This window comes from Sphingopyxis sp. H115 (assembly GCF_001468465.1).
Taxonomy (GTDB): domain Bacteria; phylum Pseudomonadota; class Alphaproteobacteria; order Sphingomonadales; family Sphingomonadaceae; genus Sphingopyxis.
This window is the reverse complement of record NZ_LNSA01000020.1, coordinates 16,733-43,226: the sequence shown is the minus strand read 5'-3', so window position 1 is coordinate 43,226 and position 26,494 is coordinate 16,733. Positions and strand designations below refer to the sequence as shown.

Below are 26,494 nucleotides of genomic sequence, written 5' to 3'. Positions count from 1 at the left end.
GGAAGTTTTATGACGAAATTGAGTGGCTCGGACAGCAAGAGCACCCTTTATTGCTCCTTCTGCGGCAAGTCGCAGCACGAAGTCCGCAAGCTGATTGCCGGGCCGACCGTTTTCATCTGCGACGAATGCGTCGAGCTGTGCAACGACATCATCCGCGAAGAGATCAAGGGCGGAATTGCGGCGCGCAAGGACGGCGCGGTGCCGACACCCCTCGAAATCTGCCAGCATCTCGATTCCTATGTGATCGGCCAGAACAAGGCGAAGCGCGTCCTGTCGGTGGCGGTCCACAACCATTACAAGCGTCTTGCGAACAGCGGCCGCGGCGAAGATGTCGAACTGGCGAAGTCGAACATCCTGCTCGTTGGCCCGACCGGCAGCGGGAAGACCCTGCTCGCGCAAACGCTCGCGCGCTTCCTCGACGTCCCCTTCACCATGGCCGATGCGACGACGCTGACCGAGGCGGGTTATGTCGGCGAGGATGTTGAGAATATCATCCTGAAGCTGCTGCAGGCCAGCGACTATAATGTCGAAAAGGCGCAGCGCGGCATCGTCTATATCGACGAAATCGACAAGATCAGCCGCAAGGCCGAAAATCCGTCGATCACCCGTGACGTGTCGGGCGAAGGCGTCCAGCAGGCGCTGCTCAAGCTGATGGAAGGCACGACCGCGAGCGTCCCACCGCAGGGCGGGCGCAAGCATCCGCAGCAGGAATTCCTGCAGGTCGACACGACGAACATATTGTTCATCGCGGGCGGCGCGTTCAGCGGCCTCGAAAAGATCATCGGTGACCGCCTGCAGGGCAAGTCGATCGGGTTTGGTGCGCATGTCGCCGGCCCCGACGAGCGCCGCCAGGGCGAAGTGCTGAAGAATATCGAGCCCGAAGACTTGCTGAAATTCGGTCTGATCCCCGAATTCGTCGGCCGTCTGCCGGTCATCGCGACGCTTGAGGATCTCGACATCGACGCTCTCGTCAAGATCCTCGGCGAGCCCAAGAACGCACTCGTCAAACAGTATAAGAAACTGTTCGACCTCGAAGACGTGTCGCTGACCTTCACCGACGACGCGCTGGTCGCGGTCGCCAAGAAGGCAATCGAACGCAAGACCGGAGCACGCGGGCTGCGCTCGATCGTCGAGGCGATCCTGCTCGACACGATGTTCGACCTGCCCGACCTCACCGATGTGGTCGAGATTGTCGTCGACAAGGACGTCGTCGAGGGGCGCAAGGATCCGGTGCGCGTCTATGCCGACAAGGCGAAAGAGGCCGGCGACGCCGCATGAAGAGGGGCGCGTCCGGCCTGATCCTCGCGGTCGGCACGGCGCTGGTCGCCGCGACGCCCGCTTTTGCCGAACCCGTCTCCAAACTGGTTGCCGAAGTCAGCGATACGGCCGATGTCCTGCGCGACGGCGACCGCTTCATCCACCGCGCCTCAGGCTATATCTTCCCGAGCAGTCTCGGCGACATGCCGGCGCGCAAGGTCACGGTCTTCGGCCCCGGCGACGTGTCGGTGCAATATACGGTGAAGGGCGGGGCCGGTGGTGACGCGTGGGTCGACCTCTATGTCTACCCCGCCGACGGCGAGGCGATCGAAACCGCGGGCGCCGGCGTAGTCGACGCGATCGCCAGAAATTTTCGCGCCACCCCGGCGCTCGCGCCCGAGGGTACTACGGTCGATGCGACCGGCTTGCAGAGCGGATGGTTCGACGGACGCGTGCGTGAGATGAGCCTGAAGACCGGATTTTATCTGGTGAAGCGCGGCGACTGGCTGATCAAGATCCGCGCGACGATGCCCTCGCCGCCCCCGGCCGAGATGGTCCGGCGCACCGCCGCGGCAATCGCGGCGGCGAACCTTGGCCCCCTGCCGTCGCAACCTTAGGATCCTGACCCCGGCCGTTTTCACGACTCGACAGCCGCTCCCACTCTAAAATTGTTGCAATGCAGCAACAGTAGCCGGAAAAAGCGACGCATGCGCTGTGGATAATTCGCGGCGGCCGATGGAATTTCGCGGTTTTCCGGCGGGCGGCCGTTCTGCGGGGCGCGCAGGGATTGCACTGTCACAATTGCTGTCACAATCGTGCCACATGCGGGCTTCAGGGGCGCTCGCAGGTCAAGCGCGCCCCAGTGTCGCGCGCCAGCCGATTGTACCACCAAGGGGACATCCTGAAATGAAATTCCGTCACACGCTTGCCGCCAGCTGCGCGCTGTTTCCGGTCGCGCTGCTTTCCACGCCCGCCTTTGCCCAGTCGACGGGTTCGTCGGACTTTGATGATGAAATCGTCGTTACCGGTTCGACCTCGCGCGATGTCGCCGGCATCCAGATTCCTGATTCGCCCAAGGCCAAAGTCGTCGTCGGCGCCGAACTGATCCAGCGCCAGCGCCCTGGCCAGTCGATCAACGAAATCATCAACCTCGTCCCCGGCGTCAGCTTCACCAACAACGATCCCTGGGGATCGAGCGGCGGCAGCTTCACCATCCGCGGTTTCGAATCGGATCGTATTTCGCAGACCTTCGACGGCATCCCGCTGAACGATTCGGGCAACTATGCGATCTACACCAACCAGCAGGTCGATCCCGAGCTGGTCGAAACGATCAACGTCAACCTGGGCTCGACCGACGTTGATAGCCCCACCGCTGCTGCGGTCGGCGGCACGGTCAACATCAACACCCTGACCCCGAGCGACGAACTCGGCGCGATGGTCAGCGCATCTTACGGCAACATCATCGCGAAAGGTTCGGGCGACCGTCCCTATCACCGCGTCTTTGGCATGATCCAGACCGGCACCTTTACGCCCTGGGGTACCAAGGCCTGGTTCTCGGCCTCGACGACCAGCAACGTTGCCGCTTTTGCCAACTATGGTGACATCAAGAAGCAGCAGTATAACGGCAAAATCTATCAGCCGATCGGCGACAATGGCGACTTCATCGCAATCGCCGGCCACTATAACCAGAACCGCAACAACTTCGGCGGCTCGCCGTTCCGTGCCAATGCCTTCACTGGCGACAAGGACGGTCGCTTTTATGAAATCAGCGGCGGCTTTCCCTGCACGCTCAGCGAAACCGGCACGCCCAACCGTTGCGGCACTGATTTCGAGCGACGCTATAACCCGTCGAACACCGGCAATATCCGTTGGCAGTCGCTCTTCACGCTGACCGATCGCCTGACCTTCTCGCTCGACGGCGCCTGGCAATATGTGAAGGCCAATGGCGGCGGCACGACCTCGGCGAACGAAGCTGCCTTCGTCCAAGAGGACGATGACGGCAATGTGATCTTCACCGGCACCGGCAACTATGGCGGCCAATTCTACTTCGGTCGCGATCTTAACAACGACGGCGCCGCTGACGGAAGGGTTACCGTTCTTCAGCCGAGCCAGACGAATACCCGCCGCTGGGTCGCGATCGCCAACCTCGCCTATGAGATCAACGATTTCAACCGTGTTCGCCTGTCGTACAGCTTCGATCGCGCGCGGCACCGGCAGACCGGCGCCGCCGGCTTCCTGTTCCCCAATGGCGAGCCGACCGACGTTTTCGCGATCAACGATCCGATCCTCGATCCCGATGGCAATATCCTGCAAAAGCGCAATCGCCTGTCCTACGCGACGCTGCATCAGGTGGCCGGTGAATATCGCGGCGAGTTCCTTGACGAACGGCTTACGGTCCAGCTTGGCCTGACGGCGCCTTTCTTCAAGCGCGAACTTGATCAGCGTTGTTTCACCACCAGCACGGGCGGCTTTGTCGACTGCGTTCCGGAGGATCAGGTGGCTGCCTATATGGCTGCCAACCCCTATTCGTTCGACCCCGCAACAGGTCGCGCGACCGGATCGGCTGTTCCCCAGGAACGGACGCTGAAATATGACAAGCTGCTGCCGTCGGCCGGTTTGGCCTTCAAACTGACGCCCGCATTCAGCCTGGCCGCCAGCTACAAGAAGAATATCTCGGTCCCGGGCACGGACGCGCTGTATAACGCGTTCTCGTTCCCAGACGGCAGTGCCGCCGCATTTCGCGAGGCGGAAACGTCGGACAGCTTCGACGCAGGCGTACGCTATTCGACGTCGCAGGTTCAGGCGGCCGTTACCGGCTGGTACTCCAAGTACAAGAACCGCCTTGTCACCGCCTATGATATCGATGGCAACGGCACCGTCACCAACCTCGGCCCGGTCGAGAAATATGGTGTCGATGCGAGCATCGCCTACAAGCCGATCCAGCAGCTTTCGCTGTATGTCTTCGGTTCGTACATCAAATCGAAGATTCAGGACGACGCCGTTACGTCGCGCTGCGCGATCGACAGCGATATCGAGCTCGCGGATCTCTGCTATGTGGAGGGTGGCGTTGCCTATCTTCGCACCAGCGGCAAGCGTGAACGCGGAGCACCCAAGTTCCTCTACGGTGGTCGCATCGAGGGCAATCTGGGTGACCTCACCCTTGGCGTCCAGGCGAAGCGCACCAGCTCACGCTTCCTGAACGACATCAATGGCGTCATCCAGACCGCCGTCGACAGCAATGGGGATAGCAAGCTGATCTTCCCCGGCGCCAAGTTCAAGGGTTACACCGTGGTCGATCTCGACGTGCGCTACTCGCTGGCCAGCGCCGGTCTGGAGAATAGCTATATCCAGGTCAACATCAGCAACCTGTTCGACAAATTCTATGTCGGCTCGTTCAGCGGCGGCCTGGACACGCTCGCGAGCTCCAGCTCGTCGTTCGTGAACTTCGGCTCGCCGCGCGCCATCAGCGCATCGTTCATCGTCGGCTTCTAAGTCGCGGCAAACGAAGGAAAAGGGGCGCGGGAGGCAACTCCCGCGCCCTTTCCTTTTGGATGGACGGCGGACTTAAGCGGCGGGTTTCGACCGTTTGCTGCCACTCGAGATGTGAACCCCGGCAAAAGCCGGCCAAGAATTCCAGCACTAACCTTGCGCTTTCCGCACTGGGCCCCGGCTTTCGTCGGGTTCACCAAGGGGGACGATGGGGCAGTTCCTCCACCTGCAAAACTGCCCTCAAGCCGCAGCCCCGCCGGGCGACGACGCGGCGCGCCTCAGACGGCGGCGATCCGCCGCGCGGTGTCCTGCACCAGCGCGATCATATTGGGGACACCCTGTGTCCGGTTCGACGACAGCTGGCGCGTGAGGTCGAAAGGCGCGAGCGCGGCGGCGACGTCCATCGCTGCGACATCGGCCGCCGATTTCTCCTGCACGGCGGCGAGCACCAGCGCGACGATGCCCTTGGTAATCGCGGCATTGCTGTCGGCGAGGAAATGGAGCTGCCCGTCTTCGCGCGGCACGGGATAGACCCAGACACTGGCCGAGCAGCCGCGCACGAGCGTCGCGTCGGTCTTGAGCGCATCGGGCATCGGCTCCAGCCCGCGGCCGAGCTCAATGAGTAGGCGATAACGATCGTCGCCGTCGAGAAAATCATATTCTTCGAAAATGTCGTCGAGGCTGCGCATGGGCGGGCCCCTCGCACAGATGCCGCCAAGTTGGAAGGGCCTGAAACGACATCGGCCCGCTCCGCTGTCAGCCGCCGGACGGAGGGCGACTGACAGCGGAGCGGGCCGATGCCGCGTCGGACAGAGGGACGTTTAGAGGTCGACCCCCGCCGCGATCGCTTCCAGTTTGCGCAGCCGTTCCTTGAGGTCGGCGATCTCGATCCGCGAACCCGCGTGCGGCACCGTGGGGTCGTGCGCGAGCGGCGTGTGGCCCGCCGCGAGTTCCTCGCGCTTCAGCTGGATCCAGTCGCGCCAGCCACGCAGCGCGACCAGGCTGACGATGCTGAGCCCGCTGAGCGCGACGGCGGCGGTGGTGAAGTCGGGGGTGATGAAAGCCATGAGCGTCGCTCCTTTGCCGGCGTTCAGATTTTGCTACTGTCGCGCAGTTTCTCGATTTCCTGATCGAGCGTGACGGCGCGGTTGTTGTCGGTGGCGATGCGTTCGAGCACCTGGATCCGGTCCTTGAGCGCGCGAATCTCGGCCTGCAGCGCCTTGGTCTCGGCGTCGTTTCCGGCGACATAGTCGTTACCGTGGCGATCGCGACGGATACCATGCTTGGCGCGGACGATGCTGCCGATCGTCACGATGAGGACGATACCGATGACCATTTCAAACGGGCCCATGGGGAGGTTCCTTTCCTATCTTTTTCTTATCAGTTGAGCGGGGCGTCGCGCAGCTTTTCGATCTCGTCGGCGACATCAATTCCCTTGTCGGTAACGATGCGCTCGAGAACGCGGACGCGCGCCTCCAGCCGTTCGGTGTGCGCCGCATATTGAGCGGCCTTTTCGGCAGTCTCGTTGGTGATCGCCTTGAACTGCCGTTCCTTAAACTTCAGGTGGCGCTCATAAGCGGCGTAGCCGATGCCGAGGGTCACGGGCAGTCCGACAACGATCAGGAGGATGACGATGGCTTCCATGGCTGCTCTCCTCAGTTCGCCGGGCGCCGCAGCGCCTCGATCTCATGGCTCAGCCGGTGGCCCTCGTCGGTGACGATGCGCTCGACCACCGCGAGGCGGTCCTTCACCGAACCGAGTTCGGCGCGCAGCTGGGCATTTTCCTGGCTGATCAGCTTGACGCGTTCCATCGCCTCGTCGCTTGTCTTGGGATAGACGGCCTTGCCCCAGCTGTTTTCGAGCGGATAGCCGTTCTTGACGCGGAGCCAGGTGGTGAAAACCCAACCAGCGACCCCGGCCAGGCCGACGATCGCGGCGACGGGGGCAATGGTGTTCAGCACATCCAAATTCATCGTCTATATCCTCTCAGCGCAGGCGGTCGATCTGGTCGGCGAGTTGCGCCGCCTGTCCATGATTTTCGGTGGCGATGCGTTCGAGCACCGAAATTCGTTCTTCCAGCCGACTGACCTGATCCGCCAGCTTGGCATTGTCGCCCTCCAGCAGCGCGATTTTTCGATCAGCGTCGGGGTCGGATCGATGAACCGTACCGCCCCATTCATTTTCAACCGGATAGCCATGCTTGGCACGGATCCAGGTGGTGAACATCCAGCCGCCGATCGACAATGCGATAATGGCGAGGACGAAACCGGTACCACCGAAATTCATTTTCTATCTCCCTGTTGCCTTGCCCGCCGGGGCGCTCCGCTCAGCGCGCCGCGTTACCGAAGCGCGTCGATCTCGTCGGCGAGGCGGCGGTTGTGGCTGGTATAATATTGCTCGATGTCGGCAAGCCGGCGATCGATGTCGCGGAAACGCGAGCGGATGTCGCGGGTCGACGCGCTGGGGTTCGAGCGCACGCCCTGCCAGAATTTCGCTTCCTCGTTCGAGCCGTAGAGCGCGAAGGGTTTGGGCGTGCCCATCCAGGCGACCATCCAGTAAGCGATCAGCGTCCAGGGGAACCCGCCCATCAGGGTGAGCAGCACCGCGCCGACGCGGACCCAGAGGACGTCGATCCCGCTATAGTCCGCGATCCCGGCGCACACACCGCTCCATTTGGCGTTCTGCTTGTCGAGGTAGAATTTCGTGCGGCTGGCAGACATCTCAGTTCCTCCTGGTCATATTTTCGAGTTGCGCCAGGTCTTCATCGCTACGCACCGCGGGGCGGAAGTCGGGATGGTCGGCGCTGATGATGCGTTCGACAGTATGAAGACGATTCTCGAGCCTGCGAGCCGTATCATATAGTTCGTCGAGCAGCTGTTCATCTTCTCCGGTCAGCGTCTTGGCCTGTTTCCACTTGGTGATATAGTGGAGGATAAGCCAGGGCAGACCGAGGAAGAGCGTTCCGATGACGATCGGGACGATGATGATTTCTTCCATCGGTCCGGCTCCTTATTTCTTGCCCTGCGCGGCCTTCAGCGCGGCGAGTTCGTCGGCGACCTTGTCGGCGGCCTGCAACTCGGCGATCTCTTCGTCGAGCGACTTTTTGTAGCCGAGGTTCAGCGCATCGGCACGGCCTTCGGCTTCGTCGACGCGGCGTTCGAGGATCTCGAAACGCGAGAAGGCGTCTTCGACGCGGTCGCCGCGGGTCATCTCGCGCAGCTTGTAGCGATTCTCGGCGCTTTCGAGACGGTTTACCGCGCTCGACTGACGCGCCCGCGCTTCGCTGAGCTTCTTCTGCAGCTTGGCGATATCGTCTTCATAGCCCTTGAGCGCGTCATCGAGGACGGTGATCTCGCCCTTCAGCCGCTCGGCCATGTCGCCGGCCTTCTGCTTTTCGACAAGCGCGGCGGTGGCAAGGTCTTCGCGGTCCTTCGACAGCGCGAGTTCGGCCTTTTCCTTCCAGCTGTCCTGCAGGCTTTCGAGCTTGGCAACGTGGCGGCGCATTTCCTTCTGGTCCGCGATCGTGCGGGCCGCGGAGGCGCGGACTTCGACGAGCGTTTCGTTCATCTCGAAGATGATCTGGCGGATCATCTTTTCGGGATCTTCGGCCCGGTCGAGCAGGTCGGTGACATTGGCGGCGATGATGTCGCGGGTTCGTGAGAAAATACCCATTTTGAAACTCCTGTCGAAAATCTTGAGACTGTGTCTGTTCTCAGAAAAAAGGCTGGTGCCGGGGCGGGGCAAGGGGGGAGAGTGCCCCGGCACCAGTGCCGGTCAGACCAGAGGCCCGACCGCCGGGGACATGACAGCGGCAACCAGCGGGCCGGCAGGGGTGCCGGTGATGCTGGCGGCGGCTTGCGGCTGGTCGATCACGCCGACGAGGATGGCCAACGCGCCTGCCGTGCTGAGCACGAAGGTGGCGGCTTGGGCAAACATCGACTTCATGGGACAACCCTCCTCTGCTTTTCGCTGCACCGGCACGATCTGCGCCGGTTCGTCGAAATCATTGCAGGAGGCGTGCCAATTGCACCAAGCGGCGGAAAAGCGCGAAATTTCACGCTTAAACGGCCTCGGGTATCGATTTGACTTGCCAATCAACGGGAGATTTTGCCAATGATTGGGAATGGAGCGCGAAACGCAATTCATCGGTCAATCGGCAGCCTTCCAGGACGCGGTCGAACGCACCAGCCTCGCCGCCGCGCTCGACCGCCCGGTGCTGGTGATCGGCGAACGCGGGACGGGCAAGGAATTGATCGCCGAGCGCCTGCACCGCCTGTCGGCGCGCTGGGATCGCCCCTATGTCATCATGAACTGCGCCGCGATGCCCGAAACGCTGATCGAGAGCGAACTCTTCGGACATGAAGCGGGCGCCTTCACCGGCGCGACGCGCAGCCGCGCCGGGCGCTTCGAAGAGGCCGACGGCGGCACGCTCTTTCTTGATGAACTCGCGACCCTATCGATGGGTGCGCAGGAACGGCTGCTCCGCGCGGTCGAATATGGCGAGGTGACGCGCGTCGGATCGTCGCGCCCGATCCGCGTCGATGTGCGCATCGTCGCGGCGACGAACGAGCATCTGCCCGCGCTGGTCGAGGAAAACCGGTTCCGGGCCGACCTGCTCGACCGGCTGTCGTTCGAGGTCATCACCCTGCCTCCGCTGCGCGCGCGCGAAGGCGATATTGAAGTGCTCGCAACCTATTTCGGGCAGCGCATGGCAGCGGTGCTCGGTTGGGAAGAGTGGCCGGGCTTCGGCCCACGCGCGCTCGCGGCGATGGAGGGTCACGACTGGCCCGGCAATGTCCGCGAACTGCGCAATGTCATCGAGCGCGCCATCTATCGCTGGGCCGATCCCGAAAAGCCTGTCGACGCGCTGACCTTCGATCCCTTTGCGAGCCCCTGGCAGCCCGCTGTGCGCAAGGCGGCAGCGAAGGCAGAGACGCCCGCGACCGCCGTGAGCGCGCCGGCGGCGACCGGCGCCACCGCGCCGCCCTCGGGCCCCGTGAGCGACCTGCGCGCGGCAGTCGATGCCTATGAACGGCAGATATTGTCCGACACGATGGCACGCTGCCGCTTCAACCAGAAAGTCGCGGCCGAAGCGCTGGGCCTGAGCTATGACCAGATTCGCCACGCACTGAAGAAGCATGGGCTGAATCAGTAGCGCGACCCCCACGTCATTGTCATGATTGCCATGCCTGACTTGATCCGGCATTCACCGCATCGGCCCGCGAATGGCCCGGGATCAAGTCGGGGGTGTCCGGGTAACGAATGCGGGACGCCCTATTGCCCCGACAACTGGCTGCTCAAAGCCTCGATCACTGCATCCTGCGTCGAGACAAGATCGGCAAGCCGGTCACGCAGCGCATAAATATCGGGCAGGCCGTCGATCGCCTCGTCGACGCTGCGTTCGAGATAGAGCCGGTCGATATCGGCGAGCGCGCCGGTGAGCGGCGCACGCGTGGCGATCAGGCGCGAGATCGCCTGCTGCGCCACAACCCAGCGTTCGCTGGCGACGGGGGCGCCCGCCGCGGCGGACACGAGCGCCGCGGTGGAGGCGCGTTCGGCGGCAAAGCCCTGCTGCCCCGCCGCACCATCGGCCTCCCACCGAGCAAGGCGCCCCGCGAGGTCGGCGGGCAGCGGCCCCGGCGGCGCGACGACCACCGCGGGCGGCGCCACGTCCAATCGCCCCTCGACCGGGCGCTTTGCAAGCGATGGCGCAGAGCCGTTCTGCGCCGATGCGCAGGCGGTCAGCGATAGCGAGGCAGCAGCCGACAGGGGCAATAAAAAGAGGGCGCGCTTCATCATGGCTCCTGATATGGGCGGCAAGCCCGGGCAGCAAGCGCGAATCGGGGCGCAGCGCCGTCCGATTGCTCCGCCCGTGACAAAACCGCAAAAAGCGCGGAAATATGCGGTTGACAGCGCGCCCCTGGCTCGCTAGTGGCGCTGACTTTCCCGCATGCCGGAAAAATCGCCTGCTTTGGCGGGTGACTGGCAGCGCGGGTGTTTTAGTTTCTGATTGGATGGAAGACCATGTTCGCAATCGTGCGCACGGGCGGCAAGCAGTATCGCGTCGCCGCTGGAGACAAGATCGCCGTTGAGAAGATCGACGGGGAAGCTGGCGACACCGTGTCGCTCGGTGACATCCTGCTGGCCGGCGACGGCGGCGAAGTGAAGAGCGCCGAAGGCCTCGTCGTTTCGGCCGAGATCATCGCCCAGACGCGCGGCGAAAAGGTCATCGTCTTCAAGAAGCGCCGCCGGCACAACTACCGCCGCCGCAACGGTCATCGCCAGTCGTTGACGCTGCTGCGCATCCTCGCCGTCGGCGACGCAAAGAAGGCCGCGCCGAAGAAGGAAGCCGCTCCGAAGACCGAAGCTGCTCCCGCCGAAGCCAAGGCTGCTCCCGCGAAGGAAGCTGCGCCGAAGAAGGCCGCCGCTCCCAAGAAGGAAGCCGCCCCCAAGGCCGAAGCCGCCGAAAAGAAGCCCGCTGCCAAGAAGGCAGCCCCCAAGAAGGACGCCTGAGCGCGGTAACGCGGCTCGGCCCCTCGAACGAATTAAGGAGCATCAGTCATGGCACATAAGAAAGCAGGCGGTTCTTCGCGCAACGGTCGCGACTCAGCCGGCCGCCGCCTTGGCGTGAAGAAGTTCGGTGGTCAGGAAGTGATCGGCGGCAACATTATCGTGCGCCAGCGCGGCACCAAGGTTTACCCGGGTGTCAACGTTGGCATGGGCAAGGACCACACGCTGTTCGCGACCGCGGACGGCCGCGTCCGATTCCATGACGGCAAGCTCGGCCGCAAATATGTATCGGTCGACATGATGGCCGAAGCCGCCGAATAAGGACGATCGCCAAAGGGTCGTCCATCCAAGGGATGACCCGGAGCTGTCCTTTCCGCCTCAAGCGGAAACAAGGTTCGAAAAGAGGGAGACGGGTCACCCCGGACTCCCTTTTTTCTTGCTCGAAATCCGTCACTTGAGACGATCGGGCGCGAAAACGGGGCCATCCATCTCCCTCGATATCGAATGTCGTCAAAGCGTCACCATCTGGCGCCATGGCGACAGGCATTGGGAGTTAGAAGAATGTTCGCGCGTACCGAAAGACTGTTGCTGCGGCCCGGCTGGCTGGAAGACGCCCCCGCGCTCGCCCGCGCCATCGGCGAAGAGGCGGTGGTCCGCAACCTTGCGACCGCCCCCTGGCCCTATGGCGAGGCGCAGGCGCAGGAATTCCTCAGCAAGCCGATCGACCCCGATCAGCCGCGTTTCCTGATTTTCGCCCGCACCGGTGGCGCACCGCGCCTTGTCGGCGGCTGCGGCATTTCGCCGAGCCCTGACGCCGATTTGGAGGGCGCCCCCGAAATGGGTTATTGGATCGCGCGCCCCTATTGGGGTCTCGGTTTTGCGACCGAGGCCGGACGCCAGCTGCTCCACATCGCGCGTGCGATGAACCTGCCGAAACTGTCGGCGGGGCACTTCATCGACAATCCCGCATCGGGCGCGGTGCTGCGCAAGCTCGGTTTTCGCCCGACCGGCAAGGTCGCGCAGCGTTACAGCCTCGCGCGCGGCGGCGAGGCGGCGTGCGCGCTGTTCGAGGAAGGCGATGCCGATGCCGATGCTGGTGTCACCCCGATGCGAAGCCGCATCGGGGTGGACGAGGATTTCCGCGAGGAATTGCGCCTGATGGCGGCGTAAGCGCGTCCCTCCCTTGCGGGAGGGGACGCCACCTATCCGCGCATCTTGTTCACCATGCCCATGATATCGTCGAGCGGGTTACCGTCGCCGTCCATGTCGAGCATCTTTCCCAGGCCGCCAAGGCCGCCGAGACCACCTGCCGAGGGCGCGGTACCGCCGCCCAGCGCGCCGCCGAGCACATTGCCGAGCATCCCGCCCAGACCGCCCGAAAGCCCGCCGCCCTCGCCGGACTGCCCGCCCTGCTTCGCCATATAACCCGCGACCATCATCGCGAGGATCGGCAGCATCTGTTTGAGGATGCCTGAATCGATCCCCGTTTGCGTCGCTGCCTGCCCCGCGACTGTCCGGCTGACGTCCTTCGACCCGAAAATCTGCCCGAGCACGTCATTGCCCTGTTCGACCGGCGTCGGCTGCGGCCCCAGCACCGAATCGAGCAGCCCGCCACCGCCGAGCTGGCCGAGAAGCCCGCCGAGCCCCTCGATCCCGCCACCCGATTGGGCCTGTTTCTTGAACCCGCCGAGAATCGCGGGAAGCAAAGCGTCGGCGCCCTGCTTGGCCATCGCGGGCGGGATGCCCAGCTCTTTCGCCATCGATTCGATGCCGCCGGCTTGCGCCAATATGTCGGTCAGGTTCATGCTGTCATACTCCCACTCCGGTACGGGGCGAACCGTACCCGCAACGGGAGTATAGCAGGGTGCGGGCCGAGGACGAGCCGTTCATTTGACTGTCATTTTCAAATGCATAGTCCTAGCCTGCGGTCGTTCGACTCGCCCCCGGGCCGGGCCGCATCTAGTGGGAGCCAAGACAATGAGCATTTTCGGCAAGATCAAGGACGCCATCTTCGGCAAGAAGGCGGTCGCCGCGGAACCCGCGGCGCCCGCAGCCCCCAGCCCCGTCGGCAGCGCGCTCGACGCCGCGACGCAGGCGATGGCGTCCGCGACCGCCGCTCCGGTCGATGTCGATGCGATCCTCACCGCCGAGGCGGCGAACGCCGGACAGGATCTCAACTGGCGCACGTCGATCGTCGACCTGATGAAGCTGCTCGGCATCGATTCGAGCCTCGCCAACCGCAAGGAACTAGCGCAGGAACTCGGCTATACCGGCGAACTCGACGGCAGCGCCGAGATGAACATCTGGCTGCACAAGGCCGTGATGCGCGAGCTGGCCGCCAACGGCGGCAAAGTCCCCGCCGACCTTACCGACTGACAAAAAGCCGATAAATTTCGACGAGGGGCCAGGGGCGCGCAGGCTTTCCCGGCCCCTTTTCGTTGACCGCGACGCACGCGTCCCTAGACAGGTTTCAACAGAAACAAGTCGCAGGGAGCCGCCAGTGCAACATCCGCTTTCCATCCCCGTCAGCCGCCGTCAGACGCTCGCCACGCTCGGCGCAGGAACCGCCGGCCTGGCGCTCTCCGGCCCAGCTGCCGCGCTGCAAGGCCCCGCAAAGACCGGCGCGCATGCCTTGCTCGATTCGATCGCCGACAATCTTCTCGCCCTCTCGCCCGAGGGCGCCACCTCGCTCGGCATCGACACCGGCGCGCGCGCCGCGGAACGTGGCAAGCTTGGCGACCGCTCGGCGGCGGGGCAGAAGGCCGTGGTCGACACGCTGAAGGCCGACATCGCGCGCGTGCGCGCGTTCAACAAGGCCGGGCTCGACCACAGCACGCGCACCAGCCTTTCGGTCGTCGAAAGCGCCTATGGTGTCGCGCTCGACGGCTTTGCTCTGCCCTATGGCGACGTCGCGGTCGGCGGGTGGCGCAACATGCCCTATGTCGTGATCCAGAATGTCGGCGCCTATCTCGACATTCCGAAGTTCCTCGACAGCGACCATCCGGTGAAGACGTCGGCCGATGCCGAAGCCTATCTCTCGCGCCTCAACGCCTTTCCCGGCGTACTCGACGGCGAGACCGAACGGCTGAAAGCCGCGGGCGGCCAGGGCCTGATCGCGCCCGCCTTCCTTATCGACAAGGCGGTCAAGCAGATGGAAGCGACAATCGCCGACGCCAAGGGCGGCGGATCGATGGTCGAAAGCCTCGTCCGCCGCACCGGCGAGGCGAAGATCGGGGGCGACTGGAACGCCCGCTCGGCAAAGATCGTGCAGGGCCCGGTCGTCGCCGCGCTCGAACGCCAGCTTGCGGAATTGACGGCCCAGCGACCCAAAGCGACGATGGACGCGGGCCTGTGGGCGCGCCCCGGCGGCGACGAATGGTATGCGTGGGGGCTGCGCGCCTCGACGACGACCCGGATGACGCCCGAAGAGGTCCACCAAATGGGCCGCGACGAGCTGGCCGAACTGCACGGACGGATGGACCCGATCCTGAAGAAACTGGGCTATACGCAGGGTTCGGTCGGCGACCGGATGAACGCGCTCGCCAAGGATCCGCGCTTCAAATTCCCCGACAATGATGCCGGCCGCGCCGAAATCCACGCCTATATCCAGACCTGGCTCGGCAAGATCCGCGCAGAGTTACCGCGCGCGTTCCGTACCTTGGTCAAGGGCAATGTCGAGGTGAAGCGCCTGCCGCTCGCCGAGGAGCCTGGTGCGCCCGCAGCCTATGGCGGTGCGGGGTCGATCGACGGGACGGTGCCGGGCAAATTCTGGATCAACCTGCGCACCACCGAATTGCACAGCAAATATTCGCTCCCCGACCTGACGATGCACGAAGCGATTCCGGGGCATGTGTGGCAGGGCGAATATGCCAACCAGATGCCGCTCATTCGCACGATGCTGGCGTTCAACGCCTATTCCGAAGGGTGGGCGCTCTATGCCGAGCAGCTTGCCGACGAGCTCGGCCTCTACGACGATTTCGAGGTCGGACGGCTCGGCTATCTCCAGTCGCTCGCCTTTCGCGCCTGCCGCCTTGTCGTCGACACCGGCCTCCATGCAAAGCGCTGGACGCGCGAGCAGGGCGTCGAGTTTTTCGTCAAGGAAAACGGCTCGAACCCGCTCGAAGTCGCCAGCGAGGTCGACCGCTATTGCAGCTGGGCCGGGCAGGCGTGCGGCTACAAGGTCGGGCACAGCGAGATTGTCCGGCAGCGCGGCTTGGCGCAAAAGGCGCTGGGCGTAAAATACGACCTCAGGGATTTCGACGATGTCGTGGTCAAGGGCGGCAACGTCCCGCTCGACGTGCTGGCGCAGAATGTCGCCGAATATATTCGGGAGACGAAAGCATGAGCCGCCGCGCGACCACGGCCGTTGCGCTTGTGGCGGCCCTAACCGCCGCCGCGGTAGCCCAAGCCTCGGCTTCCCCCGCCGCGACGCCGCGCGTGGTGATCGAAACCTCCGACGTCGAGCGTTTCTTTGCGCTCTACGACGATCCGAAATTCGCATCGGACCCCGACGCGCTTGCCGCGCGCTACCTTGCCACCCCGTCGCCGGGGCTGGTCGAGTTCATGGCGATGCGTCGGATCACGCCCGAACGGGTCGCGGCAGCGCTGCGCAACAAGCCCGAGCTCTACCGCGACGCGCGGAGCTGCGCGAACACGCTCGGCAATGTTCGTGGCCGCTTGATCGCGGCGACCGACCGACTGGCGGAACTCTACCCGAAAGCGATATTTCCCCCGATCACGATTGCGATCAGCCGTGGTACGCCCGCCGCAGCGGCCAACGCCAAGGGGCTGTACGTAGGGCTTGAAGCCTTGTGTTCGGCCAAATTTATCGAAGCGAACGACGAGGATCGCTTCGTCCATGTCATCGCGCACGAATATATCCATGCCCAGCAACCGCTGGCGCAAACCGAAAGCCGCGACGAGACGGTGCTCCACGCCGCGCTGGTCGAAGGTGCTGCAGAGTTCGTCGCCGAACAGATTTCGGGCTCGGTCGGTTTCCCCTTGCTCCACAAATGGACGAAGGGCCGCGAGGCCGAGCTGGAAACCGCCTTCCTGGCCGAAAAGGATCAGGTCGCGATCGGGTCACGCTGGCTCTATAACCAGCAGGGCAGCGATGGCTGGCCGGGCGACCTTGGCTATTGGGTGGGCTATCGCGTTGCTAAGGCGCATTATGCGCGGTCGCCCGACAAGAAGGCGGCGCTGCGCGAGATCATCGAAATGCGGGATCCCGCCACCTTCTTGGCAGAAAGCGGATGGACGCCGGGGATGGCGCTTTAAGCCGGCAAGGGCGCCAGATCCGGCTCGACAAACCCCCGCCGCGCCGCGACCGAGAATAATCGCTCGCGGCTGTAAAAGCGCAGCGGCCAGTCGCGGCGGCCCATCGGCGCGTGCAGCAGCGCGTTGACGCGCGCGGTCAGGCCGGTCTCGGCCGTCTCCGTCAGGAAGCGCCGGACCCCCGCGACATAGGCGCGGGTGATGCTGTCGTGATAGCCATTGTGGTCGTCGTTCACCCCACCAACGCTTTCGTTGAAGCGGCGGATGATGGTGCCGATGTCGGCGTCGATGTCGATGTCGGGGCGCTCGGCGAGCAGCCACAGGCATGCGGCAAGATGCGCCTCATGCGTCCACGCCTCGCGCGGCAAGGCGCAGGCGAGCAGCCCCTCGCCCAGCGCGCGGATGTCGGAGTCGCGCTCGAACAGGCGCGGCGAATAATCGATGGTCATTGTCCGGTCCTTCCGGGTGAACTGCCACCCGGAAGCGATCCGGGTCAATTATGCGGCAACGGCTGCCTGCGGTGCAGCCTGGCGGACGCCTTCGTCGACATGGTTGGCAAATTGCGCGAAATTGTCGATGAATTGGCCGACGAGCGTTTGCGCGGTGCGATCATAGGCGGCCTTGTCGGCCCAGGCCTCGCGCGGATCGAGCAGCGCCGAATCGACGCCCGGGACCGCGACGGGAACCATGAAGCCGAAGTTCGGGTCCTTGCGGAATTCGGCGTCGTTCAGGCTGCCGTCGAGCGCGGCGTTGAGCAGCGCGCGGGTCGCCTTGATCGGCATCCGCTTGATACCGTCCATCGTCGCCATGCCGCCAGTCCAGCCGGTGTTGACCAGCCAGCACTGGACGCCGCCCTTGGCGATGCGGTCCTTGAGGAGATTGCCGTAAACCGACGGGTGGCGCGGCATGAAGGGCGCGCCGAAACAGGTCGAGAAGGTCGCCTCGGGCTCGGTCACGCCGATTTCGGTCCCGGCGACGCGCGCGGTATAGCCCGACAGGAAGTGATACATCGCCTGATCCGGTGTCAGCTTCGCGATCGGGGGCAGCACGCCATAGGCATCGGCGGTGAGCATGATGATATTCTGCGGCACCGGCCCCATATTCTGGTCCGACGTGTTCGGAATGAAGTCGATCGGGTACGAGCCGCGGCTGTTCTCGGCGAGGCTCGCGTCGTCGAAATCGAGTTCGCGCGTTTCGGGGTCCATCACGACATTTTCGAGCACGGTGCCGAAGCGCTTGGTCGTCGCGAAAATCTCGGGCTCGGCCTCGGACGAGAGGCGGATCATCTTGGCATAGCAGCCGCCCTCGAAATTGAAGACCGCGGTGTCCGACCAGCCATGCTCGTCGTCGCCGATGAGGGTGCGGCTGGCGTCGGCCGACAGCGTCGTCTTGCCGGTGCCCGACAGGCCGAAAAAGACTGCAGTATCGCCCCTCGGCCCGATATTCGCCGAACAGTGCATCGGCATCACGCCCTTCACCGGGAGCAGATAGTTGAGGATGCCGAACACCGACTTCTTCATTTCGCCGGCATATTGCGTGCCACCGATCAGGATCAGCTTTTCGGTGAAGTTGACCGCGATCACCGTTTCGCTGCGCGTGCCATGCTTCGCGGGGTCGGCGCGGAAGCTGGGCAGGTCGACGATCGTATATTCGGCCGCGAAGCCTGCGAGCTCGGCCGCGGTCGGGCGGCAGAGCAAGGTGCGAATGAACTGGCTGTGCCAGGCAAATTCGGTGACGACCTGCACCGCGACGCGGTGTTCGGGCTGCGACCCGCCGAACAGCTGCTGGCGATAAAGGCGCGGACGCGCGGCGAGGTGCGCGAAGAAATCGGCCTTGAGCGCCGCGAAATGATCGGGGGTCATGGGGACGTTGGTCTTGCCCCACCAGATGGTGTCGCGGGTTTCATCGTCCTGGACGATGAACTTGTCCTTGGCGCTGCGGCCGGTGTGCTTGCCGGTTGCGACCACGAGCGGGCCGTCCTTGGCGAGGCGGCCTTCGCCGTGGCGGACCGCATCCTCGACCAGCTGTGCGGTGCCCCAGTTTTCGGCCACTTCCGCCTGCGTTTCGACGCTGTCGCTGCCGATCACAACCTTGGTCATCTCTCTCGCCTTTCCTTGGCCCGCGACCCTTCTGCATAGGTATGCAACACATGTCATGCAAAAGCGTTTGGGCCCGCATGAACATGGGGTGCCGACGGGTCGTCGATTCCGAAATCCCGGCCGCGTTAGCGAGGATGCGCGCCGAGGTCAAAAGATTATAGGGTGAATCGGCGATGGACCGTGCGCGGTTGTCCCTGGGCGACGGATCGGCTAATCCGCGGATCAAGGTCGGCCAACGGAAAGAGCATGACGGCAACCATCGCGCTGGTCGACGACGACCGCAACATCCTGCAATCGCTGTCGATCGCGCTCCAGGCCGAAGGCTTTGTGACGCGCGTCTATTCGGACGGCGAGGCGGCGCTGAAGCCGCTGATCGACAATCCGCCCGACCTCGCCGTCTTCGATATCAAGATGCCGCGCATGGACGGGCTCGAACTGCTGCGCCGCCTGCGCGAAAAAAGCCAGCTTCCCGTTATCTTCCTGACCAGCAAGGACGACGAGATCGACGAGGCGCTCGGCCTTGCGATGGGCGCCGATGACTATATCGCCAAACCCTTTTCGCAGCGCCTCGTGATCGCGCGCATCCGCGCGATCCTCCGCCGCGTCGAGCTCAACCGGCAGACGCCCGGCGACGACGACGAACCCGTCGCCGAGCCGATCACGCGCGGCCGGCTGAGCATGGACCCCGCACGCCACAAGGTCAGCTGGGACGGCAAGGATGTCACGCTGACGGTCACCGAATTCCTGATCCTCGAAACGCTCGCGGGACGGCCGGGCATTGTGCGCAGCCGCAACCAGCTGATGGACGCCGCCTATCAGGAGGATGTCTATATCGACGACCGCACGATCGACAGCCACATCAAGCGACTGCGGCGCAAATTCCGCGAGGTCGATCCCGAATTCGACGCAATCGCCACCCTCTATGGCGCGGGATATCGCTTTGCCGACGAGGCCTGACATGCCCGGCCCCGCCGCCCTGAAACCCGACGCGAGCATCGCCGAGCAGGAGGAATCGCCGCTCGTCTGGTCGGCACGCTGGTCGCTTACGACGCGCATCCTCGCGGTCAATATCCTTGCGATCGCCCTGCTCGCCGGCGGCTTCTATTATCTCGACACCTATCGCAGCCGGCTCGTCGACACGCGGATCGAGGTGATGAAGGACCAGCTGGCAATGCTCGACCGCGCGCTCGAGGCAGCGCGCCCCGACCAGCGCGCGCGGCTGATCGACGAATTTGCCGCGGCGACCGAATCACGGCTGCGCTTCTATGCCGCCGACGGCACGCGCATCTCAGACAGTTTCGAAACCGGACCCCCGACCTATACGCTGCGCGACCCCGATCTGCAGCCGTGGAAACGCGATGCCGCGCGCGCAATGGACCGCGGCATCGACTGGATCGTCGGTGCGCCGAGCTACCCCGACTTCACCGAACCCAGCGTCGACAACGCCCGTGCTTGGCCCGAAGTGATGGAAGCGCAGACCGGCGACATCGCGACGAGCCGCTTCCGATACGCCCCCGAACGCACCCCGCTGCTCAGCGCCGCACGTGTCGTCGATATCGAAACGCCGCAGACGGTGTTGATGACATTGAACGCGCGCGACATCACGCGCACCGTCCGCGCCGAGCGCTTCCGCATCGCGATCGTCCTTCTGGTCGTGCTACTCGCCTCGGTGCTGCTGTCACTTTTCCTCGCGCGTACGATCGTCCGCCCGCTACGCCGCCTTGCGCGGGCCGCGGTGCGCGTCCGGCTCGGCCGGGCGCGCGAGGTCGTCGTCCCGCGCCTGCCAAGCCGCCGTGACGAGATCGGCACGCTCGCCCGCGCGCTGTCGGACATGACGCAGGCGCTGCGCGAACGCATCGACGCCGGCGAGCATTTCGCCGCCGACGTCACGCACGAGCTCAAGAATCCGATCGCCTCGGTGCGTTCGGCAATCGAAGGGCTGGGACGCGTCCATAGTGACGAGCAACGCGCGCAGCTGCTCAGCATCGCCGACGAGGACGTCCGCCGGCTCGACCGGCTGGTCAACGACATCAGCGAGGCAAGCCGTGTCGACGCGCAATTGTCGCGCACCTTGTTCGAACCGATCGACGTCGGCATCATGATCGAATCGATGCTCGCCTCGCGCGCGGCGCGCGTCGACGACGCCGATGTGTCACAGCCGCGCATCGCTTTCGCGCGCCCGCGCAAGGGCACGACGATGGTGATGGGCGACGGCCACCGGCTCGAACGCGCCATCGACAACGTCATCGACAATGCGATCAGCTTCTCCCCCCCCTCCGGCCTTGTATGCATCTCCGCGACCCGGCTCGGCGACGAAGTGCATGTGAAGGTTGAAGACGACGGTCCAGGCATCGATCCGGCGCAACGCGAGGCTATTTTCCGACGCTTTCACAGCGAACGGCCCGCCAGCGAAGCCTTTGGCCGCCACAGCGGGCTAGGCCTCGCGATCGCGCGAACGATCGTCGAGGGCCATAGCGGGACGATCAACGCCAAGGACCGCGACGACGGCAGGCAGGGGGGCAGCCTGCTGATCACGCTTCCGGCGCGCGAAGGCGGGACAGAATCGGCCTGATCCGATCCGCCTATCGCCTTGCCGCACCGCTTCGTCGCCGGTAAGCGTCGTCCATGCTGCCGAGCCGGACCAGACCCGACTTCACCAACATTCACGCAAGCTGTGTGGCTGCGGGGAGTCGCGGCGTCCTGTTGCTTGGCCTCTCGGGTCAAGGGAAGTCGGATCTCGCGCTGCGATTGATCGATCGCGGCGCGCGGCTCGTTGCCGACGACCGCTGCGACATCTGGTTCGAACGCGGCCGCCTGTGGTGCCGCCCCCCCGCCGAACTCGCCGGCAAGATCGAGGTCCGCGGGCTTGGCATCGTCGAACAGCCGTGGACCGCCCCCGTCCCGCTCGCGCTCGCGGTGCGCCTCGCCGAACGCTATGAACGCATGCCCTCCGAAGGACAGGCCGAAAGTGTTGCCGGCCACGCCCTGCCATTGCTGGTGCTGTCGGCGTTCGAAGCATCCGCCCCGATCAAGATCCTGCTCGCGCTCGACCGGCTGGGCGGCAGCAAGTGAGGGCGCGGCGATGACCGATGCAGCTGAACCGCGCCTGCTGCTCGTCACTGGCCTGTCGGGGGCGGGCAAATCGACGGTGCTCAAGGTGCTGGAGGATCTGGGTTGGGAGGTCGTCGACAATCTGCCGCTCGCGCTGCTCGAGGCGCTGATCGCCGCGCCGACCAAGGGCAGCGAGGCGACACGTCCGCTCGCGGTCGGGATCGACAGCCGCAGCCGCGGGTTCAAGCCGGCCAGCCTCGTCAAGCAGATCAAGGCGCTGCGCGAAACCGGCGGCCGCGATGTCCAGACCTTGTTCATCGACTGTGCGGGTGCCGAGCTCGAACGACGCTTTTCGGAAACGCGGCGGCGTCACCCGCTCGCCGAAGATCGTCCTGCGGCCGACGGTATCGCGCGCGAGCGCGAGATGATGGAGTCGTTGCGCCGCTGGGCCGAGCATGTCGTCGATACGACCAATTACAGCAGCAACGACTTGCAGCAGGAAGTGCGCCAGCGTTTCGGCGACACCCACACCGACGAGCCGGTGCTGACGATATTGAGCTTCGGTTTCGCGCGCGGCCTGCCGCGCAACGCCGACCTGGTGTTCGACATGCGCTATCTGCGCAACCCGCATTGGGACCCGAAGCTCCGCCCTGGAACGGGACTCGACCCCGCGGTCGCGGCCTATGTCATCGCCGATCCCGCCTATGAAAGCAGCATTTCGCAGATCGAGGCGCTGCTGCTGACCTTGTTGCCGCGCTACCGTGCCGAGGGCAAAAGCTATGTCACCATTGCCTTTGGCTGTACCGGCGGCCGGCACCGCTCGGTCCATGTCGCCGATCGTGTGGCCCGAACGCTCCGCGCGGCGGGCCATGCGCCGACAGTGACCCACCGCAACCTTGACTCTGCCCCGCAAGATGGGCTTGAGGGCAAGCCCCCGTCCGCGGCGTCCGCGTCCGGCGGCAACACATAAGGGTCGACGACTGCATGCCGAACGATAAGGCTCTGCCGCTTTTGGGAATGGTGCTGGTGACGCACGGCCGCCTTGCCGAGGAAATGGTCCGCGCAATGGAGCATGTGGTCGGTCCCCAGCGCGCCGTCGCGACCGTGTGCATCGGCCCCAACGACAATATGGAAATGCGTCGCAAGGAAATCGCCGATGCGATCCGCCAGGTCGACGAGGGGCGCGGCGTCGTGATGCTGACCGACCTGTTCGGCGGCACGCCGTCGAACCTTGCGATCAGCTTGCTCGAGTCGGGCCGGACCGAAGTGATCGCCGGGGTCAATCTGCCGATGCTGATCCGGCTCGAAAGCGCGCGCAAGACGATGGAGCTTCGCGCTGCGGTGATCGCGGCGAAGGAAGCAGGCCAAAAATATATCTCGGTCGCGTCGGAAATGCTGGGAGTAGGCCCTTGACCGAAAATAGCGAGACCGTCGAAATCACCAACCAGCGCGGACTCCACGCGCGCGCCAGCGCCAAGTTCGTCACCTTCGTCAGCCGCCTTCCCGATACCGTGTCGGTGGAGGTCGAAAAGGGTGGATCGCGGGTCAACGGAACCTCGATCATGGGATTGATGATGCTCGGCGCCGCCAAGGGCGACTCGATCACGATCCATACCCGAGGCGACGGTGCCGATGCGGCACTGCTGAAGCTCGTCGGGCTGGTCAAGGACAGCTTCGGCGAGGATTGAGCCCATGGCGATCGGTCGCCGTTCCCAAATCGAAAGCCTGTCGAACCCGCTGATCAAGCGGATGCGATTGCTGCGCGAAAAACGCCATCGCCGCGCCGAACGCCTTTTCCTTGCCGAAGGGCTGCGCATCGCGACCGAAGCGCGCGAGGCGGGTGTGCTGCCGCAATGGTTGTTTCTTGGTCCCGAGGGCGCGGCGCATCCGTTGGCGAAGGCGCTGGCCGATGCGACGATGGCGGCGGGCGGCGAGGTGATCGACACCACGCCCGCGATCCTTTCGAAACTGTCGGGCAAGAACAATCCACAGACTGTGGTCGGCATCTATGCCGAACCCGAAACGACGCTCGCCGATATCGACCGCGACACGGCGCCGATCTGGCTCGTCGCCGAACGGCTGCGCGATCCGGGTAACCTTGGCACAATGCTGCGCACCGGCGACGCTGTCGGCGCGGGCGGGCTGATCCTGCTCGACGAATCGACCGATCCCTATGCGGTCGAGGCGGTGCGCGCGAGCATGGGGGCGATCTTTACTCAGCGGCTGGTCGTGGCGCGCTGGGAGGAGTTTCTGCCGTGGCTGCGACAGGGACCCGGCCAACTCGTCGCAACCTGGCTCGGCGACGATACGGAGGATTACCAGGCGGTGCGCTATGCCGCGCCGACCTTCATCCTGACCGGCAATGAATCGCAGGGCATGCCGGCCGACTATGCCGCCGCCGCCGACGTGCGCGTGAAAATGCCCATGATGGGCAAGGCCGACAGCCTCAACGCTGCGGTCGCGACCGCGGTCATGGCCTATGAAGTGCTGAACCAGCGGCGTCGATAGTTTCGTCCGGCAAACTGCTATAGACTTCGTCATGCTGAACTTGATTCAGCATCCATTCTCCCTCCGGCCCATAAGCCGCCGCCGAATGGGTCCCGGATCAAGTCCGGGATGATGAAGAGAAAGGCCTTTGGATGATCCGCAATCTGCCCCTGCTCGCCCTGCCCCTACTCGCCGCCTGCGCGCCCGCGACCGAGTCGCCGCCGCAGACCTCAGGCGACCCCCCGGCCGCCGCCTATATGGCGCTCGGCACCGAGCCCGGCTGGACGCTCGAAATCACCCCCGACCGCCTCAACTATGACGGTGACTATGGCGCGACCAAGATCATGGTACCGAACCCCGGCGCCAAGCCGTCGCTGGACGGCCGCACCTATGTCAGCGCCCGCCTGTCGGTGATGATCACGACCGCCCCGTGCAACGACGGGATGAGCGACCGGCGCTACGCCGATACGGTGCGCGTCATCGCCGACGGCAAGACGCTGAACGGCTGCGGCGGCAAAGTCTTGCCGCCCGATACGCTGGCGGGATCGAACTGGACCTTCGTGTCGATCGGCGGCGTCGCGGTGGCGCAGGACCGCCCGACATCGCTGCAATTCGACGGCACGCGGCTGAGCGGCAGCGCGGGCTGCAACCGTTTTTCGGGCAGCTACAAGGCCGCCGACGGCACGCTGACCGCCGGGCCGCTGATGGCGACCGAAATGGCATGCCCAGGGGCGGGCATGACGCAGGAAGCGGCGTTCTTCCAGTTGATGGCAACGCCGGTGAGCCTGACCTTTGCCGATGACGGGACGCTAGTCTTGACCGGGAGCGAAGGGCGGACAGCGGTGTTGAAGCGGGTGATTTAAAGCGGCCTCATCATTCCGTTCGTGTCGAGCGGTTACAGCGGTCAGCGCCTGACTATTCCCCCGCGTCGTTCACCGCCGCCGGGGCCACCGCCGCCAGCTTGGCCATCGGCCGCGCCGCCTGTTCCACGACCGGCAGCGCCGCAATCTCCTTGTCGCCGGTTTCGACGTCGAGCGCCTCGAACCGCTTTGCCTGCGTCAGCACCTGCGATTCGAAACTGCCGACAAAGGCGTTGTACGCGCCGGTCGCCTGATCGAGATTGCGCCCGACCTTGGCGATGTGCGCGCCCATCACCGACATTCGCGCGTAGAGCTCCTTGCCGAGCGCAGCGATTTCGCGCGCCTGATTGGCGAGCTTTTCCTGCCGCCAAACCGCGGCGACAGTGCGCGCGATCGCAATGAGGTTCGTCGGGGTCGCGAGCAGCACCTTACGCTCGAACGCATAGTCCCACAGCCCTGCATCCTGATCGAGCGCCGCGGCGAGGAAATGCTCGCCCGGCACGAACATCACGACAAAATCGGGGGTATCGTCAAACTGGTTCCAATAGGCCTTGGCCCCCAGCGTGTTGACATGCGCCTTCATCGCCGCGGCATGGGCGGCGAGATGCAGCGCCTTTTCACGCTCCTCGACGGCGCCGAAGGCATCCTGATAGGCGTTGAGCGACACTTTGGCGTCGATCACGAGGCTCTGCCCGCCCGGCACCTTGACGACGACGTCGGGGCGCAGTCGCCCGCCGTCGCCGTCGGTCACGCTGACCTCGGTCTGGAAATCGGCATGTTCGGAGAGGCCGCAGCTTTCGAGGACGTTCTTGAGCTGCTGCTCGCCCCAGCGCCCGCGCGCCTTGGGGGCGTTGCGCAGCGCGTTGACCAGCTTTGCCGCTTCGCTCGACACGCGTTCGGTGCCTTCGCGCATCGCCGCGATCTGGCCGTGAAGCAGGCCGAAGGCATCACGCCGCTCGGCCTCGACCTTGCCGACCGCTTCCTCATATTTCTGCAGCCGCTCGTGGACAGGGTTCAGCAACGCCTTCAGATTTTGCCCCGCGGTCGCTTCGCTCTCCTTGAACCGTGCTTCGGCGCGCTCAAGGAACGCCTTTTGCGCGCTGTCGAGCATGGCTTGCCCAACCTCGCGAAACTGCGTCGTGAGCGCCGCCTGTGCATCCTTGAGCTGTGCAATCTGCGCATCATGCGCTGCGTCGCGGGCGCGCTGTTCGCTGAGCAGCGAGGCGAGCTGGATGTCGGCGGCCTTGCGTGCCTCGGCCTCGGCGGCCAAGTCGGTGACCGCAACCTTGAATCGCTCCGACAGTCCGTCGCGCTCGGCCTTGAGGGCGCCCGACTGACGACCGGCAAACAGCCAGCCGATCAGACCGCCGATCGCGAGAGCAACAAGGGCGACGAGAAACGACATTCCATCCATGTGCGGAACATAGGACGAACGCCGCCCCGCTGGCTAGCCCGTAATTGCCCGCG

General features: G+C 64.6%; 33 protein-coding genes. 18 read left to right on the top strand and 15 right to left on the bottom strand.

From position 1 onward, the window contains the following. The first annotated feature begins 9 nt into the window (after positions 1-9). The 3 genes from clpX to ATE71_RS14450 all read left to right on the top strand — a co-directional run bounded on the left by clpX (position 10) and on the right by ATE71_RS14450 (position 4,749). Positions 10-1,278, top strand: a complete 1,269-nt coding sequence (gene clpX / locus ATE71_RS14460; protein WP_058804075.1) for an ATP-dependent Clp protease ATP-binding subunit ClpX — start codon at positions 10-12, stop codon at positions 1,276-1,278. After that, positions 1,275-1,874 carry a hypothetical protein gene (locus tag ATE71_RS14455; protein WP_058804074.1) on the top strand — a complete coding sequence of 200 codons (600 nt, stop codon included), beginning with the start codon at positions 1,275-1,277 and terminating at the stop codon, positions 1,872-1,874. The genes clpX and ATE71_RS14455 overlap by 4 nt, the downstream gene beginning before the upstream one ends. Positions 1,875-2,163: 289 nt before the next feature. Next, the gene (locus ATE71_RS14450; RefSeq protein ID WP_058804073.1) at positions 2,164-4,749 is read left to right on the top strand and encodes a TonB-dependent receptor; all 2,586 of its coding nucleotides are present in this window, start codon (positions 2,164-2,166) and stop codon (positions 4,747-4,749) included. A gap of 275 nt (positions 4,750-5,024) precedes the next feature. Here ATE71_RS14450 and ATE71_RS14445 read toward each other — a convergent pair whose 3' ends face one another. The 10 genes from ATE71_RS14445 to ATE71_RS22550 form a co-directional block, all read right to left on the bottom strand. Next, positions 5,025-5,435: a SufE family protein gene (locus tag ATE71_RS14445; protein ID WP_058804072.1), complete on the bottom strand. Its 411-nt coding sequence runs from the start codon at positions 5,433-5,435 to the stop codon at positions 5,025-5,027. Between the two features lie 132 nt (positions 5,436-5,567). Continuing rightward, a complete protein-coding gene (locus ATE71_RS14440) occupies positions 5,568-5,813 on the bottom strand; it encodes a hypothetical protein (RefSeq protein WP_058804071.1) in 246 nt (81 codons plus the stop codon). 23 nt (positions 5,814-5,836) lie between these two features. Further along, positions 5,837-6,097 (bottom strand): hypothetical protein, encoded by a 261-nt coding sequence (locus ATE71_RS14435; RefSeq protein WP_058804070.1) that lies wholly within the window; start codon positions 6,095-6,097, stop codon positions 5,837-5,839. Positions 6,098-6,126: 29 nt separating this feature from the next. Then, complete coding sequence (locus ATE71_RS14430) at positions 6,127-6,390, bottom strand: hypothetical protein (protein WP_037554916.1); 264 nt, start codon at positions 6,388-6,390, stop codon at positions 6,127-6,129. An 11-nt stretch (positions 6,391-6,401) separates the two neighbouring features. After that, on the bottom strand, positions 6,402-6,719 hold the full coding sequence (locus ATE71_RS14425; RefSeq protein WP_058804069.1) for a hypothetical protein: 318 nt from the start codon (positions 6,717-6,719) through the stop codon (positions 6,402-6,404). A 13-nt stretch (positions 6,720-6,732) separates the two neighbouring features. Beyond that, positions 6,733-7,032, bottom strand: coding sequence for a hypothetical protein (locus tag ATE71_RS14420; protein ID WP_058804068.1), 300 nt, complete (start codon positions 7,030-7,032; stop codon positions 6,733-6,735). A gap of 53 nt (positions 7,033-7,085) precedes the next feature. After that, positions 7,086-7,466, bottom strand: coding sequence for an envelope stress response membrane protein PspC (pspC, locus tag ATE71_RS14415; RefSeq protein ID WP_058804067.1), 381 nt, complete (start codon positions 7,464-7,466; stop codon positions 7,086-7,088). A gap of 1 nt (position 7,467) precedes the next feature. Next, entirely contained in the window at positions 7,468-7,743 is a 276-nt protein-coding gene (pspB, locus tag ATE71_RS14410) for an envelope stress response membrane protein PspB (protein ID WP_058804066.1), read from the bottom strand. A 12-nt stretch (positions 7,744-7,755) separates the two neighbouring features. After that, positions 7,756-8,418 carry a phage shock protein PspA gene (gene pspA, locus ATE71_RS14405; RefSeq protein ID WP_058804065.1) on the bottom strand — a complete coding sequence of 221 codons (663 nt, stop codon included), beginning with the start codon at positions 8,416-8,418 and terminating at the stop codon, positions 7,756-7,758. Positions 8,419-8,520: 102 nt separating this feature from the next. Next, positions 8,521-8,691 (bottom strand): hypothetical protein, encoded by a 171-nt coding sequence (locus ATE71_RS22550; RefSeq protein ID WP_160328042.1) that lies wholly within the window; start codon positions 8,689-8,691, stop codon positions 8,521-8,523. 178 nt (positions 8,692-8,869) lie between these two features. Here ATE71_RS22550 and pspF point away from each other — a divergent pair, with 178 nt between their 5' ends. Then, a complete protein-coding gene (gene pspF, locus ATE71_RS14400; protein ID WP_058804064.1) occupies positions 8,870-9,901 on the top strand; it encodes a phage shock protein operon transcriptional activator in 1,032 nt (343 codons plus the stop codon). A 119-nt stretch (positions 9,902-10,020) separates the two neighbouring features. Here the strand turns inward: pspF and ATE71_RS14395 are convergent, their stop codons facing one another. Further along, positions 10,021-10,545, bottom strand: coding sequence for a hypothetical protein (locus ATE71_RS14395; RefSeq protein ID WP_235588032.1), 525 nt, complete (start codon positions 10,543-10,545; stop codon positions 10,021-10,023). 225 nt (positions 10,546-10,770) lie between these two features. Between ATE71_RS14395 and rplU the strand changes: the two genes are divergently transcribed. The 3 genes from rplU (at position 10,771) to ATE71_RS14380 (ending at position 12,426) form a co-directional block, all read left to right on the top strand. Beyond that, positions 10,771-11,259, top strand: a complete 489-nt coding sequence (gene rplU, locus ATE71_RS14390) for a 50S ribosomal protein L21 (protein ID WP_058804063.1) — start codon at positions 10,771-10,773, stop codon at positions 11,257-11,259. Positions 11,260-11,307: 48 nt separating this feature from the next. After that, positions 11,308-11,577: a 50S ribosomal protein L27 gene (gene rpmA, locus ATE71_RS14385; RefSeq protein ID WP_058804062.1), complete on the top strand. Its 270-nt coding sequence runs from the start codon at positions 11,308-11,310 to the stop codon at positions 11,575-11,577. 240 nt (positions 11,578-11,817) lie between these two features. Next, positions 11,818-12,426: a GNAT family N-acetyltransferase gene (locus ATE71_RS14380; protein WP_058804061.1), complete on the top strand. Its 609-nt coding sequence runs from the start codon at positions 11,818-11,820 to the stop codon at positions 12,424-12,426. A gap of 32 nt (positions 12,427-12,458) precedes the next feature. Here the strand turns inward: ATE71_RS14380 and ATE71_RS14375 are convergent, their stop codons facing one another. Then, entirely contained in the window at positions 12,459-13,061 is a 603-nt protein-coding gene (locus tag ATE71_RS14375) for a DUF937 domain-containing protein (protein ID WP_058804060.1), read from the bottom strand. 172 nt (positions 13,062-13,233) lie between these two features. On the opposite strand from ATE71_RS14375, the gene ATE71_RS14370 reads away from it, so the two are divergent. From ATE71_RS14370 to ATE71_RS14360, 3 genes are all read left to right on the top strand, one after another. Beyond that, positions 13,234-13,632, top strand: a complete 399-nt coding sequence (locus ATE71_RS14370) for a DUF3597 domain-containing protein (RefSeq protein WP_058804059.1) — start codon at positions 13,234-13,236, stop codon at positions 13,630-13,632. A gap of 124 nt (positions 13,633-13,756) precedes the next feature. Continuing rightward, complete coding sequence (locus tag ATE71_RS14365) at positions 13,757-15,601, top strand: DUF885 domain-containing protein (RefSeq protein ID WP_058804058.1); 1,845 nt, start codon at positions 13,757-13,759, stop codon at positions 15,599-15,601. After that, positions 15,598-16,533 carry a DUF2268 domain-containing putative Zn-dependent protease gene (locus ATE71_RS14360; RefSeq protein ID WP_058804057.1) on the top strand — a complete coding sequence of 312 codons (936 nt, stop codon included), beginning with the start codon at positions 15,598-15,600 and terminating at the stop codon, positions 16,531-16,533. Before ATE71_RS14365 ends, ATE71_RS14360 begins: the two co-directional genes overlap by 4 nt. Here the strand turns inward: ATE71_RS14360 and ATE71_RS14355 are convergent. Next, positions 16,530-16,979, bottom strand: coding sequence for a hypothetical protein (locus tag ATE71_RS14355; RefSeq protein WP_058804056.1), 450 nt, complete (start codon positions 16,977-16,979; stop codon positions 16,530-16,532). The genes ATE71_RS14360 and ATE71_RS14355 overlap by 4 nt on opposite strands. 48 nt (positions 16,980-17,027) lie before the next feature. Further along, complete coding sequence (locus ATE71_RS14350; protein ID WP_058804055.1) at positions 17,028-18,629, bottom strand: phosphoenolpyruvate carboxykinase; 1,602 nt, start codon at positions 18,627-18,629, stop codon at positions 17,028-17,030. A gap of 246 nt (positions 18,630-18,875) precedes the next feature. Between ATE71_RS14350 and ATE71_RS14345 the strand changes: the two genes are divergently transcribed. The 8 genes from ATE71_RS14345 to ATE71_RS14310 all read left to right on the top strand — a co-directional run bounded on the left by ATE71_RS14345 (position 18,876) and on the right by ATE71_RS14310 (position 25,030). Then, entirely contained in the window at positions 18,876-19,586 is a 711-nt protein-coding gene (locus ATE71_RS14345; RefSeq protein ID WP_058804054.1) for a response regulator transcription factor, read from the top strand. A gap of 1 nt (position 19,587) precedes the next feature. Continuing rightward, complete coding sequence (locus ATE71_RS14340; RefSeq protein WP_058804053.1) at positions 19,588-21,201, top strand: sensor histidine kinase; 1,614 nt, start codon at positions 19,588-19,590, stop codon at positions 21,199-21,201. A 53-nt stretch (positions 21,202-21,254) separates the two neighbouring features. Then, positions 21,255-21,701, top strand: a complete 447-nt coding sequence (locus ATE71_RS14335; protein ID WP_058804052.1) for an HPr kinase/phosphorylase — start codon at positions 21,255-21,257, stop codon at positions 21,699-21,701. Positions 21,702-21,711: 10 nt separating this feature from the next. Beyond that, entirely contained in the window at positions 21,712-22,650 is a 939-nt protein-coding gene (gene rapZ, locus ATE71_RS14330; protein WP_058804051.1) for an RNase adapter RapZ, read from the top strand. 14 nt (positions 22,651-22,664) lie between these two features. Further along, positions 22,665-23,093: a PTS sugar transporter subunit IIA gene (locus ATE71_RS14325; RefSeq protein ID WP_058804050.1), complete on the top strand. Its 429-nt coding sequence runs from the start codon at positions 22,665-22,667 to the stop codon at positions 23,091-23,093. Beyond that, positions 23,090-23,368, top strand: a complete 279-nt coding sequence (locus tag ATE71_RS14320) for an HPr family phosphocarrier protein (protein WP_058804049.1) — start codon at positions 23,090-23,092, stop codon at positions 23,366-23,368. The genes ATE71_RS14325 and ATE71_RS14320 overlap by 4 nt, the downstream gene beginning before the upstream one ends. A 4-nt stretch (positions 23,369-23,372) precedes the next feature. After that, positions 23,373-24,188 carry a TrmH family RNA methyltransferase gene (locus tag ATE71_RS14315; RefSeq protein ID WP_058804048.1) on the top strand — a complete coding sequence of 272 codons (816 nt, stop codon included), beginning with the start codon at positions 23,373-23,375 and terminating at the stop codon, positions 24,186-24,188. A gap of 131 nt (positions 24,189-24,319) precedes the next feature. Further along, complete coding sequence (locus ATE71_RS14310) at positions 24,320-25,030, top strand: META domain-containing protein (RefSeq protein WP_058804047.1); 711 nt, start codon at positions 24,320-24,322, stop codon at positions 25,028-25,030. Positions 25,031-25,082: 52 nt separating this feature from the next. On the opposite strand, the gene ATE71_RS14305 is transcribed toward ATE71_RS14310, so the two are convergent. After that, on the bottom strand, positions 25,083-26,441 hold the full coding sequence (locus ATE71_RS14305; RefSeq protein WP_058804046.1) for a DNA recombination protein RmuC: 1,359 nt from the start codon (positions 26,439-26,441) through the stop codon (positions 25,083-25,085). Positions 26,442-26,494: the final 53 nt, after the last annotated feature.

Coding starts and splice junctions, on each gene's coding strand:
- clpX (WP_058804075.1), top strand. CDS start 10: ATGACGAAATTGAGTGGCTCGGACAGCAAGAGCACCCTTTATTGCTCC.
- ATE71_RS14455 (WP_058804074.1), top strand. CDS start 1,275: ATGAAGAGGGGCGCGTCCGGCCTGATCCTCGCGGTCGGCACGGCGCTG.
- ATE71_RS14450 (WP_058804073.1), top strand. CDS start 2,164: ATGAAATTCCGTCACACGCTTGCCGCCAGCTGCGCGCTGTTTCCGGTC.
- ATE71_RS14445 (WP_058804072.1), bottom strand. CDS start 5,435: ATGCGCAGCCTCGACGACATTTTCGAAGAATATGATTTTCTCGACGGC.
- ATE71_RS14440 (WP_058804071.1), bottom strand. CDS start 5,813: ATGGCTTTCATCACCCCCGACTTCACCACCGCCGCCGTCGCGCTCAGC.
- ATE71_RS14435 (WP_058804070.1), bottom strand. CDS start 6,097: ATGGGCCCGTTTGAAATGGTCATCGGTATCGTCCTCATCGTGACGATC.
- ATE71_RS14430 (WP_037554916.1), bottom strand. CDS start 6,390: ATGGAAGCCATCGTCATCCTCCTGATCGTTGTCGGACTGCCCGTGACC.
- ATE71_RS14425 (WP_058804069.1), bottom strand. CDS start 6,719: ATGAATTTGGATGTGCTGAACACCATTGCCCCCGTCGCCGCGATCGTC.
- ATE71_RS14420 (WP_058804068.1), bottom strand. CDS start 7,032: ATGAATTTCGGTGGTACCGGTTTCGTCCTCGCCATTATCGCATTGTCG.
- pspC (WP_058804067.1), bottom strand. CDS start 7,466: ATGTCTGCCAGCCGCACGAAATTCTACCTCGACAAGCAGAACGCCAAA.
- pspB (WP_058804066.1), bottom strand. CDS start 7,743: ATGGAAGAAATCATCATCGTCCCGATCGTCATCGGAACGCTCTTCCTC.
- pspA (WP_058804065.1), bottom strand. CDS start 8,418: ATGGGTATTTTCTCACGAACCCGCGACATCATCGCCGCCAATGTCACC.
- ATE71_RS22550 (WP_160328042.1), bottom strand. CDS start 8,691: ATGAAGTCGATGTTTGCCCAAGCCGCCACCTTCGTGCTCAGCACGGCA.
- pspF (WP_058804064.1), top strand. CDS start 8,870: ATGGAGCGCGAAACGCAATTCATCGGTCAATCGGCAGCCTTCCAGGAC.
- ATE71_RS14395 (WP_235588032.1), bottom strand. CDS start 10,545: ATGATGAAGCGCGCCCTCTTTTTATTGCCCCTGTCGGCTGCTGCCTCG.
- rplU (WP_058804063.1), top strand. CDS start 10,771: ATGTTCGCAATCGTGCGCACGGGCGGCAAGCAGTATCGCGTCGCCGCT.
- rpmA (WP_058804062.1), top strand. CDS start 11,308: ATGGCACATAAGAAAGCAGGCGGTTCTTCGCGCAACGGTCGCGACTCA.
- ATE71_RS14380 (WP_058804061.1), top strand. CDS start 11,818: ATGTTCGCGCGTACCGAAAGACTGTTGCTGCGGCCCGGCTGGCTGGAA.
- ATE71_RS14375 (WP_058804060.1), bottom strand. CDS start 13,061: ATGAACCTGACCGACATATTGGCGCAAGCCGGCGGCATCGAATCGATG.
- ATE71_RS14370 (WP_058804059.1), top strand. CDS start 13,234: ATGAGCATTTTCGGCAAGATCAAGGACGCCATCTTCGGCAAGAAGGCG.
- ATE71_RS14360 (WP_058804057.1), top strand. CDS start 15,598: ATGAGCCGCCGCGCGACCACGGCCGTTGCGCTTGTGGCGGCCCTAACC.
- ATE71_RS14355 (WP_058804056.1), bottom strand. CDS start 16,979: ATGACCATCGATTATTCGCCGCGCCTGTTCGAGCGCGACTCCGACATC.
- ATE71_RS14350 (WP_058804055.1), bottom strand. CDS start 18,629: ATGACCAAGGTTGTGATCGGCAGCGACAGCGTCGAAACGCAGGCGGAA.
- ATE71_RS14345 (WP_058804054.1), top strand. CDS start 18,876: ATGACGGCAACCATCGCGCTGGTCGACGACGACCGCAACATCCTGCAA.
- ATE71_RS14340 (WP_058804053.1), top strand. CDS start 19,588: ATGCCCGGCCCCGCCGCCCTGAAACCCGACGCGAGCATCGCCGAGCAG.
- ATE71_RS14335 (WP_058804052.1), top strand. CDS start 21,255: ATGCTGCCGAGCCGGACCAGACCCGACTTCACCAACATTCACGCAAGC.
- rapZ (WP_058804051.1), top strand. CDS start 21,712: ATGACCGATGCAGCTGAACCGCGCCTGCTGCTCGTCACTGGCCTGTCG.
- ATE71_RS14325 (WP_058804050.1), top strand. CDS start 22,665: ATGCCGAACGATAAGGCTCTGCCGCTTTTGGGAATGGTGCTGGTGACG.
- ATE71_RS14315 (WP_058804048.1), top strand. CDS start 23,373: ATGGCGATCGGTCGCCGTTCCCAAATCGAAAGCCTGTCGAACCCGCTG.
- ATE71_RS14310 (WP_058804047.1), top strand. CDS start 24,320: ATGATCCGCAATCTGCCCCTGCTCGCCCTGCCCCTACTCGCCGCCTGC.
- ATE71_RS14305 (WP_058804046.1), bottom strand. CDS start 26,441: ATGGATGGAATGTCGTTTCTCGTCGCCCTTGTTGCTCTCGCGATCGGC.